The 17,084-nt window shown below is 73.7% G+C and carries 14 protein-coding genes and 2 pseudogenes; 8 read left to right on the top strand and 8 right to left on the bottom strand.

Translation table 11 applies throughout. The annotated features are described in order from the left end of the window. Window positions 1-91 precede the first annotated feature (91 nt). From TU30_RS01440 to TU30_RS01420, 5 genes are all read left to right on the top strand, one after another. Window positions 92-748 carry a fasciclin domain-containing protein gene (locus tag TU30_RS01440; protein ID WP_042163411.1) on the top strand — a complete coding sequence of 219 codons (657 nt, stop codon included), beginning with the start codon at window positions 92-94 and terminating at the stop codon, window positions 746-748. A gap of 149 nt (window positions 749-897) precedes the next feature. Beyond that, window positions 898-1,854 (top strand): YihY/virulence factor BrkB family protein, encoded by a 957-nt coding sequence (locus TU30_RS01435; protein ID WP_078878033.1) that lies wholly within the window; start codon window positions 898-900, stop codon window positions 1,852-1,854. 111 nt (window positions 1,855-1,965) lie between these two features. Then, window positions 1,966-2,550, top strand: coding sequence for a sigma-70 family RNA polymerase sigma factor (locus TU30_RS01430; protein WP_042163409.1), 585 nt, complete (start codon window positions 1,966-1,968; stop codon window positions 2,548-2,550). Then, window positions 2,547-3,299: an anti-sigma factor domain-containing protein gene (locus tag TU30_RS01425; RefSeq protein WP_042163406.1), complete on the top strand. Its 753-nt coding sequence runs from the start codon at window positions 2,547-2,549 to the stop codon at window positions 3,297-3,299. Before TU30_RS01430 ends, TU30_RS01425 begins: the two co-directional genes overlap by 4 nt. Window positions 3,300-3,792: 493 nt before the next feature. Beyond that, a complete protein-coding gene (locus TU30_RS01420; protein WP_042163404.1) occupies window positions 3,793-5,421 on the top strand; it encodes a molybdopterin-dependent oxidoreductase in 1,629 nt (542 codons plus the stop codon). Window positions 5,422-5,495: 74 nt separating this feature from the next. Here the strand turns inward: TU30_RS01420 and TU30_RS33375 are convergent. Both TU30_RS33375 and TU30_RS01415 read right to left on the bottom strand, forming a co-directional pair. Continuing rightward, window positions 5,496-6,692: pseudogene (locus TU30_RS33375) on the bottom strand (class I SAM-dependent methyltransferase); the annotation flags it as partial. 711 nt (window positions 6,693-7,403) lie between these two features. Then, window positions 7,404-7,805: a RidA family protein gene (locus tag TU30_RS01415; protein WP_042163402.1), complete on the bottom strand. Its 402-nt coding sequence runs from the start codon at window positions 7,803-7,805 to the stop codon at window positions 7,404-7,406. Window positions 7,806-7,920: 115 nt separating this feature from the next. Between TU30_RS01415 and TU30_RS01410 the strand changes: the two genes are divergently transcribed. Further along, a complete protein-coding gene (locus TU30_RS01410) occupies window positions 7,921-8,301 on the top strand; it encodes a helix-turn-helix domain-containing protein (RefSeq protein ID WP_042163400.1) in 381 nt (126 codons plus the stop codon). 59 nt (window positions 8,302-8,360) lie between these two features. Here the strand turns inward: TU30_RS01410 and TU30_RS01405 are convergent, their stop codons facing one another. Together TU30_RS01405 and TU30_RS01400 are read right to left on the bottom strand one after the other, a co-directional pair. Continuing rightward, complete coding sequence (locus tag TU30_RS01405; protein WP_370626540.1) at window positions 8,361-8,627, bottom strand: SCO4225 family membrane protein; 267 nt, start codon at window positions 8,625-8,627, stop codon at window positions 8,361-8,363. A gap of 145 nt (window positions 8,628-8,772) precedes the next feature. Next, a pseudogene (locus tag TU30_RS01400) lies at window positions 8,773-9,225 on the bottom strand (DNA-binding response regulator); the annotation flags it as partial. Window positions 9,226-9,523: 298 nt separating this feature from the next. Here TU30_RS01400 and TU30_RS01395 point away from each other — a divergent pair. Next, window positions 9,524-9,970 (top strand): DUF5707 domain-containing protein, encoded by a 447-nt coding sequence (locus tag TU30_RS01395; protein WP_042163398.1) that lies wholly within the window; start codon window positions 9,524-9,526, stop codon window positions 9,968-9,970. Window positions 9,971-10,047: 77 nt separating this feature from the next. Here TU30_RS01395 and TU30_RS01390 read toward each other — a convergent pair whose 3' ends face one another. Next, window positions 10,048-10,761 (bottom strand): ABC transporter, encoded by a 714-nt coding sequence (locus TU30_RS01390; protein WP_042163396.1) that lies wholly within the window; start codon window positions 10,759-10,761, stop codon window positions 10,048-10,050. 82 nt (window positions 10,762-10,843) lie between these two features. Between TU30_RS01390 and TU30_RS01385 the strand changes: the two genes are divergently transcribed. After that, window positions 10,844-11,065 (top strand): hypothetical protein, encoded by a 222-nt coding sequence (locus TU30_RS01385; RefSeq protein WP_042163393.1) that lies wholly within the window; start codon window positions 10,844-10,846, stop codon window positions 11,063-11,065. 882 nt (window positions 11,066-11,947) lie between these two features. Here the strand turns inward: TU30_RS01385 and TU30_RS01380 are convergent. The 3 genes from TU30_RS01380 to TU30_RS01370 all read right to left on the bottom strand — a co-directional run bounded on the left by TU30_RS01380 (window position 11,948) and on the right by TU30_RS01370 (window position 17,019). Then, entirely contained in the window at window positions 11,948-13,894 is a 1,947-nt protein-coding gene (locus tag TU30_RS01380) for a copper resistance CopC/CopD family protein (protein ID WP_042163391.1), read from the bottom strand. Between the two features lie 217 nt (window positions 13,895-14,111). Next, entirely contained in the window at window positions 14,112-14,768 is a 657-nt protein-coding gene (locus TU30_RS01375) for a GNAT family N-acetyltransferase (protein WP_042163389.1), read from the bottom strand. Next, complete coding sequence (locus TU30_RS01370; RefSeq protein WP_107068341.1) at window positions 14,761-17,019, bottom strand: penicillin acylase family protein; 2,259 nt, start codon at window positions 17,017-17,019, stop codon at window positions 14,761-14,763. Before TU30_RS01370 ends, TU30_RS01375 begins: the two co-directional genes overlap by 8 nt. Window positions 17,020-17,084 lie beyond the last annotated feature (65 nt).

Below are 17,084 nucleotides of genomic sequence, written 5' to 3'. Positions count from 1 at the left end.
CCGTCGGCCGGAACCCGAGTCACCGACGAACCACTGATCGCTCTCCCCCATTGACGCAGCGTCGGCTGCACCTGACCCCAGGAGAAACACGATGACCACCCGTATCCGCCGTACCGCCGGCACCCTGGCCGCCGCCGCCCTGCTTCCCCTCGCCCTGAGCGCCTGCTCCGACGACAGCGGCGACTCCGCCACGGCCGACACCTCCTCGGCGGCGTCCGCCTCGGCACCGGCCTCGGACGACGGCATGGGCGGCTCCGACGCCACCCCCGCAGGCCGGCCCTTCGGACCGGCCTGCTCCTCCGTCCCCGAGGACGGCGCCGGCTCCTTCGACGGCATGGCCAAGGACCCGGTGGCGACCGCCGCCTCCAACAATCCCGCCCTGTCCACCCTGGTCAGCGCGGTGAAGAAGGCCGGCCTCGTCGACACCCTGAACAACGCCCAGGACATCACCGTGTTCGCGCCGACCAACGACGCCTTCGCCAAGATCCCCGAGAAGGACCTCGAGAAGGTCCTCAACGACAAGGAGCAGCTCACCCAGATCCTCACCCACCACGTCGTCGGCCAGAAGCTCACTCCCGAGGACCTGGAGAGCGGCTCCTACGAAACGCTCGAGAAGTCCGAGCTCACCACCGCCGGCTCCGGCGAGGACTACACCGTGAACGACTCCGCCAAGGTCGTCTGCGGCAGCGTCAAGACCGCCAACGCCGAGGTCCACATCATCGACACCGTCCTCATGCCCGCTGCCTGACGGTGCGGGGGAACGCGGGGCCGGGGCCGCAGAGATGCCCCGGCCCCGTCGGTGTTCCGCGGACGTTTGCGGGCATCCGCGTCACCACCGCGACCGGGGCGGGTCCCGAGAGACATAGGCACGTCACCCGACGCAGAGAGGGACATGCCATGACCACGAAGGACCCGAAGGACCTGTCGGCACCACACCCCGGCGGCACGGCGCAGGCGACCACAACCGTGTCCGGTGGCGCCTGCGGCGCGGACCGGCCCGCCGCATGGGGGCCGGCGCTGCGGCGCACCCCGGTGTCCCTGTGGAACGACGACATCTCCGACTACGCCGCGGCCCTGACGTACTACGCGATCCTGGCGGTGGTGCCGGCGATGCTGGTGACCGTCCTGGCGTTCGGCACGTTCAGCCCGAACACGGCCGAGGAGTTCGTCACCCACGTCACCGCGTACGCCCCCGCCGAGTCCGCCGACGCCCTGCACGCCGTCCTGTCGCGCGTGCTGGACGCGGGCGGGGGCGCCTGGCCGCTTCTGGTGGCCGGTACCGTCAGCGCGTTGTGGTCCGCCTCCAGCTACCTCGCCGTCTTCCGCCGTGCCCTGCACCGCATGCACCGGGTCGAGGACCGGCGTTCGCCCTGGCGCACGGCGCACCGCATCGTGCTCACCGCCCTCGCCCTGCTCGCCCTGCTCCTGTCCGGTTCGCTCGCCCTGCTGCTGACCGGGCCGCTGGCGCAGGCCCTGGGCCGGATCATCGGCCTGGGCACCACGGCGGCCTGGGGCTGGAGCCTGCTGCGCTGGCCGCTGTTGCTGTGCCTGGTGGTACTGCTGGTCGTCGTGGTCTTCCACACCGGGCCCGCCCCGGCCCGCCGCAACGGCCACAGCGTGCCGGGCGGCATACTGGCCGCCGCGCTCTGGCTGGCCGTCTCCACGGGGTTCACCCTGTACGCCTCCACCCTGAGCACGTACAGCAGGCTCTACGGCTCCCTCGCCGGCGTCGTCGTCTTCCTCGTCTGGCTCTGGCTGTCCAACCTCGCGCTGCTCACCGGCGCGCAGTTCACGGCGGAACTCGGCAAGGACGGGGCCGCGGAAGCGGACACCGGCGCGTCCCCCGTGCCGTAGGGCTCGCCCGTGCCGTCGTGCGCGACCGCGGTGCCGTCGCCACCGTGACCAATCCGTGGCTGTGGCGGTAACGGATTACGACCGGACATGTCCCGACCGCGGAGGCCCTCGGTGAAAGAAGCAGTGCATATCGTCGGAAATCCCTCGACGAGACCCGACCTGCAGGAGCTGGTGGGGCGGGTGGCCCTGGGGGACGAGGAGGCGTTCGCCGGGGTCTACGACGCCGTGGCGGGGCCGGTGCTGGGTGTCGTGCGCGCCGTGCTGCGCGATCAGGCACAGTCCGAGGAAGTGACGCAGGAGGTACTGGTGGAGGTGTGGCGGACCTCCCCCCGCTACCGGCCCGACCGCGGAACGGCCATCAACTGGATCCTCACCCTGGCGCACCGCCGGGCCGTGGACCGGGTGCGGTCGGTGGACGCCGCCGCCGCCCGGGACCACAAGGCAGCCCTGCTGGACCGGCTTCCCGAGTACGACGAGGTGGCCGAGCACGTCGAGGCACGGCTGGAGCGGGAACAGGTACGCCGCTGCCTGCGCACGCTGACCGAACTCCAGCGCCAGGCCGTCACCCTCGCGTACTACCGGGGGCTGACCTACCGCGAGGTGGCGGAGGCGCTGGCGCTTCCGCTGGGGACCGTCAAGACCCGACTGCGTGACGGACTCATCCGGCTGCGCGACTGCCTGGGGGTGACCGCGTGACGACCACCGATCTGCACCGGCTGACGGGCGCCTACGCCCTGCACGCGTTGTCCGACGAGGAGAGCTCCGCGTTCGAGCGGCACCTGGCGGGCTGCGAACCGTGCGCGCAGGAGACGGCCGAACTGGGCTCCACCGCGGCGCGCCTGGGCCTCGCCGTCGCCACGACACCCCCGCCGGCCCTGCGCGACCAGGTGCTGCGCCGGATCTCCACGGTCCGGCAGCAGACGCCCGGTGCTCGTGCCCGTCCCCTCCCCGTCCGGGCCGGCCTGCGGGCCCGGACGCTGTCCGGGTGGGCGCTCGCCGCCTGTCTCGCGGCGGCCGCGACGCTCGGCGGGACGGCCGTGTGGCAGCACCAGCGGGCCGAGGACGCCCGCGACCAGGCACGTCGCACCGTGCAGGCGGCGGACGAGATCGCCGCCGTGCTGGCCGCACCGGACGCCAGGACACTGGCGTCCGGGCTGGGCGACGGCGCCACCGGCACCGTCGTCGTCTCCCGCGACCGGGACAGGGCCGTGTTCGTCGCCTCCGGGATGGCCCGCCCGCCCGGCGGGAAGGTCTACCAGCTGTGGTTCGACGACGGCGGCACCATGCGGTCGGCCGGCCTGATGGACCCCGCCCGCAGCGACCAGGCCATTCTCCTGCGGGGCGCGGTCGACGGGGCGTCGGGCATGGGCATCACCGTCGAACCCGGCGGCGGCTCGGAGCAGCCCACCACCGAACCCGTCGCCCTGATGTCCCTCCCCATCTGAGCGAACGTCCCGACGAGAACACCGGCAGGGACGAAGAGGCCCGACGGCCCGGCATCCGGACCGTCGGGCCGCGTCGCGTCCGTCGCCGCTCGGGTGAACGGCACCGGGGGCAGCGGGCAGCGGGGGCAGCGGGCGGCTCCGGCCGACGACCGACGACCGGAACCTTGCCGGAGACCACCCCGGGACACCTGACGACAGAAGGCTTCTTCGTCCCCGCACCCCCGCGTCCCCGCACCCTCACGCCCGCAGCTCCGCACCCTCACGTCCCCGCACCCTCACGCCCTCACGTCCCCGCACGCCCGCGTCCCCGCGTCCTCACGCCCGCAGCTCCGCACCCTCACGTCCCCGCGTCCTCACGTCCCCGCACCCTCACGCCCGCAGCTCCGAGCCCGCAGCTCCGTTTTCTCCTCCGTGGCCGGAATCGGCGGAGAGGGAAATCCGTTCGATCGTGGCGGCGACCAATCCGGCCGGCCGGCGAAAACGGATTCCCCGCGTGACCGAGAACGAGGAAGAACCACGGAGCCCGAAGAGTCCGCGCAGGCCGATACGGCTGCTGGCGGCGGCGTTGAGCGGGGCGTTGGCGGGTTTCGCCGCCCTTGCGGTGGCCGAGGCGGTGGCGGGAGCGGTGCGTCCGCAGGCCGGTCCCGTCGTCGCGGTCGGCGGCGCGGTGATCGACCGTACGCCCGCCGCCGTGAAGGACTGGGCGATCCGCACGTTCGGCACCGCCGACAAGCTGGTTCTTCAGCTGGGAATTCTCGCGGTACTGACGCTCTTCGCCCTGGCGCTGGGAGTGGCCGCGCTGCGGTTCCGGCGCGGCGCGGCGGCCGGTGTGCTGCTGTTCGGCGCCGTCGGCGCGGCCGCGGCGTCGGGCAGGCCCGATGCGAACGGCATCACCGACGCCCTGCCCTCCGTCGTCGGCGCCGTCCTCGGAGCCGTGCTGTTGTACGTCCTCGTGGGCCGCCTCGCGCCCCGGGCCCCCGCGCCGGGCACACCACCGCCGCGCGGTGAGGAAGCGCCGCCGCAGGATGGGACGTGGGACCGCCGCGGCTTCGTGATCACGGCGGGCGCCGCCGCGGCCGTGACCGCCGGAGCCGGTCTGCTCGGCCGCTCCCTGAACGGGGCCGGCGGCCGGGACGCGGTCGCCTCGCGCCAGAACGTGGTCCTGCCCGCACCCGGCTCCCCGGCCCGGCCCGTCCCCCGGGGTGCCCGGCTGCGGATCCCCGGGGTCAGCCCCTTCGTGACGCCCAACGGTGACTTCTACCGCGTCGACACCGCCCTGGTCGTGCCCAAGGTCGACGCGACGCGCTGGAACCTGCGCCTCCACGGCAAGGGCGTCACCCGGCCGGTCACCCTCTCCTACGACGACCTGCTGCGGCGCGAGCCGATCGAGCGCGACATCACGCTCACATGCGTGTCGAACGAGGTCGGCGGTCCCTACGTCGGCAACGCCCGGTGGACCGGCGTCCGCCTCGCCGACCTGCTGGCCGAGTGCGGCGTCGAGCCGCCCTCCCGGGGAGGCCCGGCCGACCAGCTGGTGGCCCGTTCCGTGGACGGCATGACGATCGGCAGTCCCGTCGAGGACCTGATGGACGGCCGCGACGCCCTCCTCGCCCTGGGCATGAACGGCGAACCGCTGCCCTTCGAGCACGGCTTCCCGGTCCGCATGGTGGTGCCCGGCCTCTACGGCTACGTCTCCGCCTGCAAGTGGATCCAGGACATCGAGCTCACCACGTTCGACGCCTACGACCCCTACTGGGTCGAGCGGGACTGGGCCCGCGAGGCACCGGTCAAGACGCAGTGCCGCATCGACACCCCCAAGCCCTTCGCCCGCCCGTCGGCCGGCACGGTCATGGTCGCCGGGGTCGCCTGGGCACAGCACCGCGGCATCGACAAGGTCGAGATCCGTGTGGACGACGGCCCCTGGCAGGAGGCCCGGCCGGCGGCGGAGGCCTCGCGCGACACCTGGCGGCAGTGGTCCTTTCCCTGGCAGGCCACCAAGGGGAGCCACACGCTCACCGTCCGTGCCACCGACCGCACCGGCGAGACGCAGACCGAGGAGCGCACCCGCACCGCCCCCGACGGCGCCAGTGGATGGCACTCCGTCGTGGTCACCGTCGAGTGAGTCCCCGTCGAGTGGGTCCCCGTCCGCGGGCACGGTCCGTACCGCCGGACCCGTTCCCGCTCACCGGCCAGGAACGGTTCTCCTTCGTCGAAGAGGTACTGCTGCACGTCGAGGCAGCCGGCCCGGAACCCTGCCTCGGAGTACGCCAGACGGAAGGTCCACAGCCTGTGGAAGACCTCGTCGAAGCCGAGCGCGGCGACCTCGTCGGCGCGCTCGGTGAACCGCTCGCGCCACAGGCGCAGCGTCTCGGCGTAGTGGGCGCCGAACGCGTCGCGGCGGGCCGGGCGCAGCCGGCTGTGGTCGCGTGCGGTCTCCTCGATCGCCCGCGTGGAGGGGATGCGACCGCCGGGGAGGACGTGCTGGTGGATCCAGGTGGAGGTGTCGCGGGAGGCGGCCGTCCGCTCGTGCGGCACGGTGATGGCCTGCAGCGCCACCCGGCCGCCCGGAGCCAGCCGTTCGTCCAGGGCGCGGAAGTACACCGGCAGGGACTCCGCGCCCACCGCCCCGGTCGTCTCCACCCCGACGACGGCGTCGTACTCCCCGCGCGCCTCGCGGTAGTCGCACAGCTCGACACGGACCCGCGCGTCGAGCCCCGCCGCACGCACTCTCTCCCGGGCCAGGTCCCGCTGCTCCCGGGAGAGGGTGAGCGAGGTGACGCGGGCGCCGCGGGCGGCGGCCCGCAGGGCCAGCTCGCCCCGGCCGGTGCCGGCCTCCAGCAGCCGGGTTCCCTCGCCCACGTCGGCCAGGTCGAGCAGCCGGTCGATCTTGCGGTGCTGGGCCGCGGCGAGCCGGTCCCGGCTCGCCGGGAAGCCTCGGAAGACGGCGGAGGAGTAGGTGAGGGTGTCGTCGAGGAAGAGGGTGGACAGGTCGTCGGACAGGTCGTAGGGGCGGCTGTTGTCGGTGCGGGGGCCGTCGGGCGTGTGGCGCTCGTCGTGCGGGTGGCGTGGCGCCCGCAGTCCGCGCAGTCGTTGCAGCCGTTGCAGTCGTTGCAGCGGGGCCGGGACCAGGTCGGCGGCGTGCCGGGCGAGCACCGTGAGGGCGGCCACCAGGTCGGGGGCGTCCCACTCGCCGGCCAGGTAGGACTCGCCGAACCCGACCAGACCGCCGGTGCCGATCCGGGCGTGGAAGGCGGCCGGGTCGCGCACCTCGAGCAGCGGCCCGCCCAGCCCGACATCGCCCCCGCCGGCGAACCGGGTCCGCAGGGGCAGCCCGCCGAGGGCACGCCGGACGAGGGCCGCGGTCACGGCGGTACGGGGGCGGGAGGCGGTGGGTCCGGACTCTGCTGTCCTCATGTCGCTTTCTCCGAGGTGCCGTGGGCGGATCCGTCAAAGCCGTCGGGGCGGGGCCGGACGGGCAATCCCGCGGGCGCGGGCGTATGCCGTGGCCCCGGACCGGACCGGCCCGGCCCGGCCGACCCGAGGGCACCGGCGTACTCCGGTCGGCATCCCCCGTACCGGCCCGACAGGCTCGTCTCCGACTCCTGCGGGAAGGGGCGACGGGTCGACGCGGTGCACCCGCCCGTCCCCTCGCGTCTCCTCCCGCCCTCCGGAACCAGGGGTAATCCGGAGCAGGACCGGCAGCGGATTGGCGCAACGCCGGATCGGCCGGGCGGGAAGGAACAGGGGGCGGGGAACAGGCGGGCGAGGGGCGGTCCACGGGGGTCCTCGGGGGATCACACGGAGCCAGGGCAGGCCCGTCCCGTCCCGCCCCCGCACGGAGCGGGCGTGCCGCGTGCGCGATTCGGCGGAGCCGGGCACCCGGTGCCGGTCAGGCCGGCTTGCGGCAGTGCAGCGCGTCCGGGGTGCGGAGGGAGCCGGGGCGGCCGGTGCAGGTGATGCCGGCCGCGTACTCGTCGGCGGCGCACCGGCCCTTGTGGCGGCCGGGGGCGAAGTCACCGCCCCGGGGGGACGGGTTCTTGTTGTCGTCTGAACCCCCCGGGGGCGCGGGTACTTCGCGCGAGCGCCGCGGATGCGGTCCCGGACCTACGCCTCCAGCCTCGTGTCGACGACGCAGCTGATCTCGACGACCTGGCCGGGGAACGTCAGTTCGCTGACGCCGACGGCGGTGCCGACCGGGTGGTGGGCGCCGAAGTACGCCCGGTTGCCCTCCGCCACCGCGTCGGCGTTCCGCAGCAGGTTCACCACGTACAGGGTCTGCGAGACGATCTGGGTGCGGGTGACGCCGTAGTGGTCCAGGACCTTGTCGATGTTGGTGTGGGTCAGTTCGAGCTGGGCGGCGAAGTCCCCGGCGTGACGGAACGCGCCCTCCGCGTCGAACGAGAGCTGACCGGACACGTGGATCAGGTCGCCGGACCTGATCGCCTGCGCGTAGCCGAAGTCGCTCTCGGCCGGGATGCCGTGGTGGAAGACATCGGTGGTGGTCATGGTGCCCGTCCTTCCGATGGGGGTGCCCACACTTACTCTCTTGTGGTTACTCAGGAACTGTAGGAGAGTGGCTGCCGCACGGGAAGAACGCACTTTTCGGTGACTGGGGAACCAGATGGGAACCAAGCAGTACACGGGATCACCCGAGGACGCGGACCTGAGGCGCGCGGATTCCCTGGCGCGGGAGATCTTCTCGGACGTCGCCAACAAGTGGGCGCTGCTGATCATCGAAGGGCTCGGTGAGCGGACCCTGCGCTTCAGCGAGGTGCGGGACGCGGTCGAGGGCATCAGCCACAAGATGCTCACCCAGAACCTGCGCATGCTGGAGCGCTACGGTCTGGTCGAGCGCACGGTGCACCCCACTGTGCCGCCGCGGGTCGAGTACACCCTCACCGAACCGGGCCGGGCCCTGCGCGCCATGGTCGACGGGATGTGCGACTGGACCCACCAGTACCTCGGCCACATCGATGCCGCCCGGCAGCGCTTCGACACCTGACGGAACCCGTTGGCCCCCCGGGGCGGCGCGCGGTACCCGGCGGCCCGGCACCCGACTGCTCAGCCGGCCGGGCGGCCGCCGTGGCGGAGTGTGCGGGCGCACCAGCCGATGACCGCGGCGTTGGCCAGCGCGCCGCCGACGACCGCGGCAATGACCGTCATGGGACCGCCCGGCAGCAGGAGCAGCACGATACTCACCGGGGCCGTGGCCAGCAGCGGGATGACGCCCGCGAAGGACGCGTCCGAGCCGTCGCCGGCAGCGGTCACCACCAGCGCCCACACGAGCAGGGCGGCGCAGACCCCCGAGGTAGACGAGGGCGAAGACATCACCGAAGAGGTGGCGCAGCCGACGGGAAAGGGATCGGGCAGGACTGGCAGATCCGTCGGAGTCGGTCATGGCGGGCCTTCGTCTCTCGGTGTCAGGGTGTCAGGGGTGTCGCGGGTTGACAGGTGCCAGAGGTGATCAGGGGCGTCAGAGGTGGGCGCCGGGCGGGTGCGGGCGGGTGAGGCCGACGTCGTACGCGAGGATCGTCGCCTGTACCCGGTCACGCAGTCCGAGCTTGCGCAGCAACGCGTTCACGTGGGACTTCACCGTGCCGACGGTGATGCCGAGTTCGGCGCCGATCTCCAGGTTGGTGAGTCCGGACGCCACCAGGGTCAGGACGTACCGTTCCCGCGCGGTCAGGCTGTCCAGCTCGGGGTGGGTGCCCCCGGTGTGGATCCGGGTGGGCGCGCCGGACGCGTAGTGGCTGACGAGCCTGCGGGTCACGGACGGGGAGAGCACGCTCTCGCCGGCGGCCACCACCCGGATGCCCTGGAGCAGTTCGGCGGGGTGCACGTCCTTGAGCAGGAAGCCGGAGGCGCCGGCGCGCAGCGCGTCGAAGACGTACACGCCGAGGTCGAAGGTGGTCAGCACCAGGACACGCCGCCCGCCCGGTGGAGACGCCGAAGCCCTTCTCCGTCCCAGGTTCCACACGGCAGTCGTCCTTCGGCCCGAGGACCGGGGGGCGCCCCCGGCCATAGTCTCGATCACATCGGGAAAGCAGCCCACCACCGGCTTCTCCACCGGCTTCTCCACCGGCTCGACCAGCGGTTTCGACCAGTGGATCCCGTCCGGCGCACCACTTTCCCGCTGCCCGATCCGGCAGGTGCGACCTCACCTGCTCCCGCACGGCCAACCGAGCGATTTCCAGCGAACTCGCCTACATCCAGGGGGATTTACCATGTCCAAGCGTGTTCTCGTCGGGTCCGTCGCCGGTGCCGTCCTCGTCGGCGGAGCCGCCGCCGGCTTCGCCGCGGCCTCGGCACCCGAGAAGCCGTCCCTGAAGAACAGCTCGGCCGGCCACACCGCTTCGTCCGGTGACAGCGCGGGCACGTTCACCTTCGTCACGGACGTGAGTGACGACTCCGGCGTCGAGAACCTCAACGTCCTGGCGTGGCCCACGGCTTCGAAGCTGGACCCGACCGAGGCGGAGCTCCGCGAGGTGGACACCGCCACGTGCCGGAGCACTTCGGCCGAGACCTCCCGCTGCACCTACACCCTGAAGGCCACCGAGAAGCAAGAGGCGGAGCTCGACGCGGGCACCTGGCAGGTCTCGGTACTGGCGACGGCCAAGGACGGGGACACCCTGTTCGTACCCTCCGCCGCCACCTTCGACATCAAGCACTGACCCGCCGCACCGCGGCCTCGCGGGCCCCGTCGGACGGAACCGCCGTCCCGGACGGCGGACGGCGGGGCCCTTAGCGCTCAGTCCAGGACGTGCCGCAGGCAGGAGCGCGGGTCGGCCAGATAGCGGCGCCAGTGCTCGACCAGGGCGAGTTCGTCCCAGGCCGTCCGGCGCATGCCGTGGTCGCCGACCTCGACGATGTCCGCGCCGGGCAGGGCGGTCAGCAGCGGAGAGTGCGTGGCGCAGACGACCTGGCCACCGCGCTTCACCAACTGGTCGATGTGGCCGAGCAGTTCCAGGCACGACGTGAACGACAGCGCCGCCTCCGGCTCGTCCATCACGTACAGGCCGGGATGGAGGAACTTTCCCCGGAACGCCGCGAGGAAGCCCTCGCCGTGGCTGACCGAATCCGGTGCGAACCCTTCCCGGTCCAGCGCGTCCAGCGCCGTCTCGGCGCGCAGGAAGAAACCCTTGCGGGCACGCCAGCTGCCCAGCATGTGGCGCCCGCGCGGCGCCGCGTCGAAGCGGATCCGCTCGCCCAGCACCGACTTCGGGCGGTGCGTGGCATAGCGCCAGTCGTGCGAACCGCCCCAGGAGTCCAGACCGAAGCCTTCGGCGAGGGCCTCGACCAGCGTCGACTTGCCCGAGCCGTTCTCACCGACCAGATAGGTCACCGGCGCGGTGAGGCGCAGACCGTCCGCCACGAGCCCCCGCACACAGGGCACGGACCAGGGCCATTTCCCCTCGTCCCCGTCGGACGGGACACCGGATACGTACGCACGTTCGACGATCACACCCCGAGTTTCCCATGGAGCCGGGAGTAGTGGACCGTGGACGACGGTAGCAAGCGGCGCCCGCAGGCCCATACTGGTGACAATGACAAAGCCACTTGCACCGAAGCGCATTCTGCCCACCAGCCCCTTCAAAGCCCCGGTCGCGCCTCCGCCCAAGCACTTCGCCGTGGGCGACCAGGTCACGCACGACATGTACGGTCTCGGCCGGGTGATCGGCATCGAGGACGGAATCGCGGTACTCGTGGATTTCGGTTCGGCGCAGCAGCGGATCCTGAGCCCGTACGCCAAGATGAGCAAGCTGTAGCAGTACCAGCCGCACCCGTAGCCGCAGCAGGAGCCGAAGGTGCCGCTGCGACCTGCGTCACAGCCTTCACCACGGCTCCAGGACCGCCGGGCCCGGTCACGACATGCCAGACCCATTCACGGCCCCGCATCGAATCGGAGACCTCCCATCGAACCGACCTCGCTGTTCTCCGCCCCGGAAGGGGCACCGCGTCGGACCACCGCGGCATCGCCACCTCCGGCGGCGGATCCCTTCCAGGCCCCGGACTTCGGGGAGGACGAGACCTTCCCGTTCGAGGATGCGGGGACGTCGCCCTTCCCCGACCTGAACACGGGTGCGCCCCGCCGCAGGGCACGCTAGGACCTGGGGCGAGCGTGACGCCTGCCGTGCGACGCCCGGCAGGCACTCCCGCCGCACCGGACGAAAGCCCGGACACGCCCGCCCGGTACGAGGGCTTCCGGACGGCACGCCCCGAGCACGCTCCCCCAGCCTCTCGGCTTCGCTCGAGCAGGGGGACCCCCGTGACGCCGCACGGCCGCCCTGCGGACGACGACGCTTCCGCCGCAGGCCCTGGCCCGCAACCGCGTGACCAGGCACGACAGGACCCCGGACCGCCGAGCGGCCGCCGGGGTCCTCGGCATCTCCCTGCCGCACGCGGGGCATCGGCCCGGCCCGGTGGCCCCGAGGCGCCGGCGGAGGCCGGCGAGCACGGTGCGCACCGCGCCTCCCGCACACGTTCCACGACCGCCGTACGGCCTCGGCGAAGGCGGCCCCGCACCCGCTCCCGGCTCCGCGGGCGCCCCCGGCCCGGAGTCGACGCGGCAGTCACCACCGCGGTCACCACCGCCGCCCCGGCCGCCGCACACGAAGAAACCGACGGGTGTCGTGTCAGGTCCCTGCTGCTCAGGGCTCGATGCGCACGGAATGGGACTCGGTCACCTGGTCCACCTCCGAGACCCTGATCGTCGCCTTCATCGTCCAGGTGCCCGGCAGGGGGAGGGTGAGGTCGCTGGTGGCCCAGTAGCCGCCGCGGTCGGTCAGGCCCGCGTCGATCGGGCCGATGTCCTTCTCGGCGAGGGTGAAGGAGAGGCGGAGTTCCGGGACCGAGTCCAGGGCACCGGCGGAGTCGAACGCCACCGCCTGGATGCCGTTCTCGCCCACCCGGCCCGGGTCCAGGGTGATCTGCACGCCGCCCTTCCCGCCGGGGACGTCGATGGCGTACGGGATCGTGACCACCGTCGCCGCGGGCAGCCCGGCGACCGGGGCCGCCCCCGCCTCCGTCGCTGCCGCCTCGGCCTCGGCCTCGGCCCGGGACGGGAGGGTACTGGTCAGCACCGTCGTGACCAGCAGCACCACGACCGCCACCGCCGCTTCCACCAGCACGGAGACGCGCAGGGCGCGGCGATGGCGGTCGAGGGACGGGTCGTCGGGGCCGGGCACCCCGGACGGGTCCGGAGCGGGCGGGCGGAAACCCGGGGGGCCGTCGTCCGGGGCGGGCCGTGCGGGGGCGGCGGGCTGCGTGGGGGCGACCGGCGACGGCTTGTCCGGAGTGGCGGAGGCCACCAGTTCCGGGATCCGCTCCCGCACGGCCGCCGAGGCCCTTCCCGCGGACTTCTCCGTATCCGCGTCCGCGGCTGTACCCGCGGCTGCCGAAGCCGCCGTCGCCAGGCGGAGCGTCAGGCGGCGGGACAGGCCCGCCGCGAGCAGCAGCGCGGCCGTCATCACGAGCTTGACGGTCAGGGTCCTCCCGTACGACGAGTCCGCGAGCGCCGACCAGGAGCCGAGGCCCCGCCAGGACTGGTAGACGCCGGTGACGACGAGGACCGTCACCGAGAGGAAGGCGAGGCGGGAGAAACGGGTGACCGTGGCGACGGGCGGCGGGGTGCCGGCGCGGAACAGGACGATGAGCAGGGCCGTGAGGCCACCGAGCCAGCAGGCCGTCGCCAGCAGGTGCAGCACGGACGACGTCATCGCCAGCGGGACCTGGATACCGGCCGAGGCGTGCTCGGCCGACGCCCACGTCAACGCGAGGGCGACGGCCAGGACGGTACCCGCGGCGAGCCGGGCCGGCGGTGTCGGGTCGTCCGGCCCACCGTGGCCCCGCCGCGGCAGGGGCGGGCGGCGCAGGCGCAGGAGGAGCGCCGCCGTCAGCACCAGCAGGGCGGCCCGGGTCAGCAGCGCGATGCCCGGCCGCTCGGTGAGGACGCCGGTGAAGGCCGCGAGGTCGAACGCGGTCGCCGGGGACGTGCCGTTCTCGTACGGAGCCCGCAGGACGAGGAGGACCACGGTCGACGCCGACAGCGTCCACCAGCCCGTGACGAGCGGCATCCGCAGCGGGGCGGTGTCCGGCGGCCGGCACAGGGCCGCGAACGCCACCGTACCGATGAGCAGCGCGGCGGCGATGTACGCGAGATAACGGCCGGTGTCGTAGAGGCTCGCGGTGACCGGGTGCTCCGCCGGGGGCGCGGGCACCGCGGCTGCGGTGGGCGAGGGTTCGCCGATGGAGAAGGTGAAGGCGCCGGAGACGGGGTGGCTGTCCGCGGAGACCACCCGCCAGGCGACCGTGTAGGTGCCGTCGTCGAGCCCGTCGGGCAGGCCGACGCGTGCGGTGTCGGACCTGCCGTCGGCGTGCTCCGGCTCGCCCAGCGGCACCCGGTGGTTGTCGGGGCTGTAGATCCGGAAGGAGTCGTCGAGCAGGGCGACGGACTCCGTGAAGGTCAGGGTGACGTGCCGGGGGGCGGACCGGACGACGCTTCCGTCCTCGGGGTCGGCTCCGCGGAGCGCCGCGTGGGCGCTCGCCGGGCCCGCACCGCCGAGGAGGAGCAGCACCAGCACGGTGCCCAGCAGCACCAGCCCCTGAAGTCGCCGGGTTCCGGAGCTCGTCACTCCGCGGCCCGTCGCCCCGGGTCCCGCACCCCGCCCGACATCGCCCGCCGCCCCACCGCGCCGTCGCTGCACGTCGTTCCCACCTCCCGGCCATCCGGCCATCCGGCTTCAGGTAGGTACGGGTGTCAGGCGCGAAATGCTCACCACCCGGCGGAACGACGGTCCGCCGGGCCGGTCCGCATCACCTGTCACCGAAGGCCGCCTCCCGGGTGAGGAAGGCGAGGCGGGCCTTCTTCTCCGGCAGGTACACGTCCGGCAGGTCGATCTCGGGCAGGACGACCTCGGGGCCGGCCGTGAAACCCTGCCGCAGGAAGCGGGCGACCGCCTTCCCGTTGGCCACGTCCGGGTCGACCACCACGCGCCTGCGGTCCAGGCCCAGCAGGACGAACCCCATGAGCACGGCCACCAGCCCGGCGGTCCACCCGGAACGCACCCCCTCCGGGCCGGCCGGAGCGAGCAGCAGGTGGACGCCGATGTCGCCGGGCTCGACGGAGTAGCAGTCGCCGACCCGGTCGGCCTCCGGCTCGTACGTCTGGAGCAGCGCGGCCGGCTCGCCGTCCTTGACGACGAGGTACGCGTGGTGGGTGTCGAGCGTGTCCATATGGGCGTAGATCTCGGCCACCTGCTGCTCGGTGAGGCCGTTCATGCCCCAGAAGAAGGCCCGTTCGCCGCTCACCCAGTGGTGCAGTACGGGCGCGTCCGCCGACGGGTCGAGCGGCAGCACGCGTACGGAGCCGAAGCCGTCGGCCACGTGCTCGTGAACGGCCACCCGGGAGGCGTACCGGTCGGACGGGGCGGACGGGGCGGACGGGGCGGACGGGGCGGACGGGTCAGGCATCGGTCTCCTCCTGAAGCTCATCGGTCTCTTCGCGTTCTTCCTCTTCGCGCTCTTCGCGCTTCCCGGCCTGTCCGGTCTCCCCCCGCGGGGTTCGGACCACGTCCTCCCTGCGGAGCCCGTCCCAGTCGGTGACGACCGGAACCAGGTCCCCCGCGAGCCACAGCGGCAGCTGGTCGCGGTGGTGGGGCGAGCCGGGGACGCCCGAGGCACCGAGCGGCACCACCCAGCGGCTGTCCTCGCGGCGGGCCAGGTCCCAGACGTAACGGGCGGCCGGACCGCGCGCCGCGAGGTCGGTGAGACCGGGTACGGAGGAGGTGCACAGCACGCAGTCGTGGTCGCCGGAGAGCGCGGGTTCGTCGTACGGCGTCGTGGGCGGCAGGGCCCGCCAGGGCGCCAGCCGGTGGGTGTCGCCCCAGGTGCCGCCCGGGGTGCCGGCCGGGGTGCCGGCCGGGGTGCCGGCCGGGGTGCCGGCCGGGTGCCGGGCGGCCACCTCCTCCAGCGCCGCGCGTACCGCCGCCGGTCGGTCGATGCCGTACAGCTCCTTCGCGTCCAGGAGGTGTTCGAGCGCGTAGCCGATCCGCGGTACCAGCGCGAGCCAGGGCTGGAACACCTCCGGGTAGGCCGGGGGCGAGGTCAGCCCGGCGAACGCGGGGTGCGCCGCCAACCGCCGTACGAGCGCGCCGCGCACCGCCGCGTACAGCGCCGCACCGGCGCTGTACGCGTCCATGTGCCGGTCCCAGGCCAGCAGCCGGTCGCGCAGGCCGGCCGCCGCACCGGTCAGGCCGTCGAGGGCGGCGGCGTGATCGAGGAGGGCGGCGGCGGAGGCGAGGTGGGTGTCCGTGTGGAGGGCGGGCATCCCGGCGGCCGACCAGCGGTCCCGCCGTGCGAGCAGCGCGGCGATACGGTCGGCACGGTGCGGCGCGGCGAACTCGACGCCGAGCGGGGCCGCCGGGCCGCGCTGGTTCGCCATCACGGCGACGCCGTCGGCCAGTCCGGCGCGCGGCGACTCGTGCCAGCCGTCCCAGTCGTGACCGGGCTCCCACGCCGGCACCGGACGGATCCGGTTGGCCTCGGCCCGGACCGGCACCCGGCCGGCCACCCGGTGCAGGGTGCCGCCCTCGGTGTCGGCGGCCTGGACCACGTTGACCGGCTCGGCCCACCGGTCGACGGCCCGGTCCACGTCGGCGACCCGGCGGGCCCGCAGCAGCGGCAGCAGGGCACTGAAGCCCAGGTCACCGGTGACGCGGGGCGGGTAGCGCAGGGCGACGGCGACCGGGGGCGCGCCGGGCTCGGGCACCCCGTCGTCGAGGCCCTCGGGGCCACCGATGATCACCGGCCCCCGGGCGGTCTCGATCACCTCGACCCCGACCGGGTCCTCGCCGGCGACCTCGATGGTCTCGGTGTGCCGGGCGGCCCGGTGCCAGACGCCGTCCGGGCCGAGCGCCTCCACACCCGCGCCGGTGCGGCGCAACCGCTCCCGGTAGAGGTCCTGGTAGTCGGCCATGGCGTTGGTGATCGCCCAGGCGACCGTGCCGGTGTGGCCGAAGTGGGCGATGCCGGGGACGCCGGGCACGGCGAGGCCGACGACGTCGAACTCCGGGCAGGACAGGTGGATCTGCTGGTAGACGCCGGGGTCCTCGATGAAGCGGTGCGGGTCCCCAGCGATCACCGCCTGCCCGGTCACCGTCCGCTCCCCGGCGACCAGCCAGCCGTTGCTTCCGGAGGTGCCGGGGCCGTCGGCGGCGAACAGCCCCACGGCGTCCGGCCCGAGCCGCTCCACGACCTGCTCGCGCCAGAGCTTCGCGGGGAACCCGGCGAACAGGATGTGCGCGGCGAGCCAGACCGCGAGCGGCGTCCAGGGCTCCCAACGGCCGGGCGCGAGGGCGACACGGGCGAACTCGGGGGCCGCGGGGCGGGAAGCACCCGGGGCCGTCGCCGCGGCCAGCCCCTCGTTGACCCCCTCCACGTACGCCCGGAGCCACCGCCCCGTCTCCGGGTCCCGCCGGTCCAGTGCGGCGAGGCAGCGGCGGGCCGTGTCGGCCAGGCGGACACGGCGGGCGAAACGGTCCCAGGGCAGGGCCTCGGGGCCGAGGAAGGACGCCGAGGTGCCCTGCGCCCGGTGCCGTTCGGTCTCCAGCTGCCAGGCCCGGTCGAGGGCGGTGACCCGGCCCTGGACACGGGCGAGTTCGACGGCGTCACCCGCACGCAGATGCGGAATGCCCCAGGCGTCCCGGAAGATCTCGCCGGCCACTGTGGCCCCCCTTCATTTTAGGTTAGGCTCCCCTAAGTAAGCCGTGACGGAATCGTACGCGAGAG

The sequence above is a fragment of the Streptomyces sp. NBRC 110035 genome, assembly GCF_000829695.1.
In the GTDB taxonomy this organism is placed as follows: domain Bacteria; phylum Actinomycetota; class Actinomycetes; order Streptomycetales; family Streptomycetaceae; genus Streptomyces.
The sequence above is the reverse complement of the archived record's forward strand: the minus strand, read 5'-3'. Positions and strand labels throughout refer to the sequence as shown.

Excerpts from the sequence above, each read along its gene's own strand:
- TU30_RS01440 (WP_042163411.1), top strand. The coding sequence starts at position 92 with ATGACCACCCGTATCCGCCGTACCGCCGGCACCCTGGCCGCCGCCGCC.
- TU30_RS01435 (WP_078878033.1), top strand. The coding sequence starts at position 898 with ATGACCACGAAGGACCCGAAGGACCTGTCGGCACCACACCCCGGCGGC.
- TU30_RS01415 (WP_042163402.1), bottom strand. The coding sequence starts at position 7,805 with ATGACCACCACCGATGTCTTCCACCACGGCATCCCGGCCGAGAGCGAC.
- TU30_RS01410 (WP_042163400.1), top strand. The coding sequence starts at position 7,921 with ATGGGAACCAAGCAGTACACGGGATCACCCGAGGACGCGGACCTGAGG.
- TU30_RS01405 (WP_370626540.1), bottom strand. The coding sequence starts at position 8,627 with ATGTCTTCGCCCTCGTCTACCTCGGGGGTCTGCGCCGCCCTGCTCGTG.
- TU30_RS01395 (WP_042163398.1), top strand. The coding sequence starts at position 9,524 with ATGTCCAAGCGTGTTCTCGTCGGGTCCGTCGCCGGTGCCGTCCTCGTC.
- TU30_RS01385 (WP_042163393.1), top strand. The coding sequence starts at position 10,844 with ATGACAAAGCCACTTGCACCGAAGCGCATTCTGCCCACCAGCCCCTTC.
- TU30_RS01375 (WP_042163389.1), bottom strand. The coding sequence starts at position 14,768 with ATGCCTGACCCGTCCGCCCCGTCCGCCCCGTCCGCCCCGTCCGCCCCG.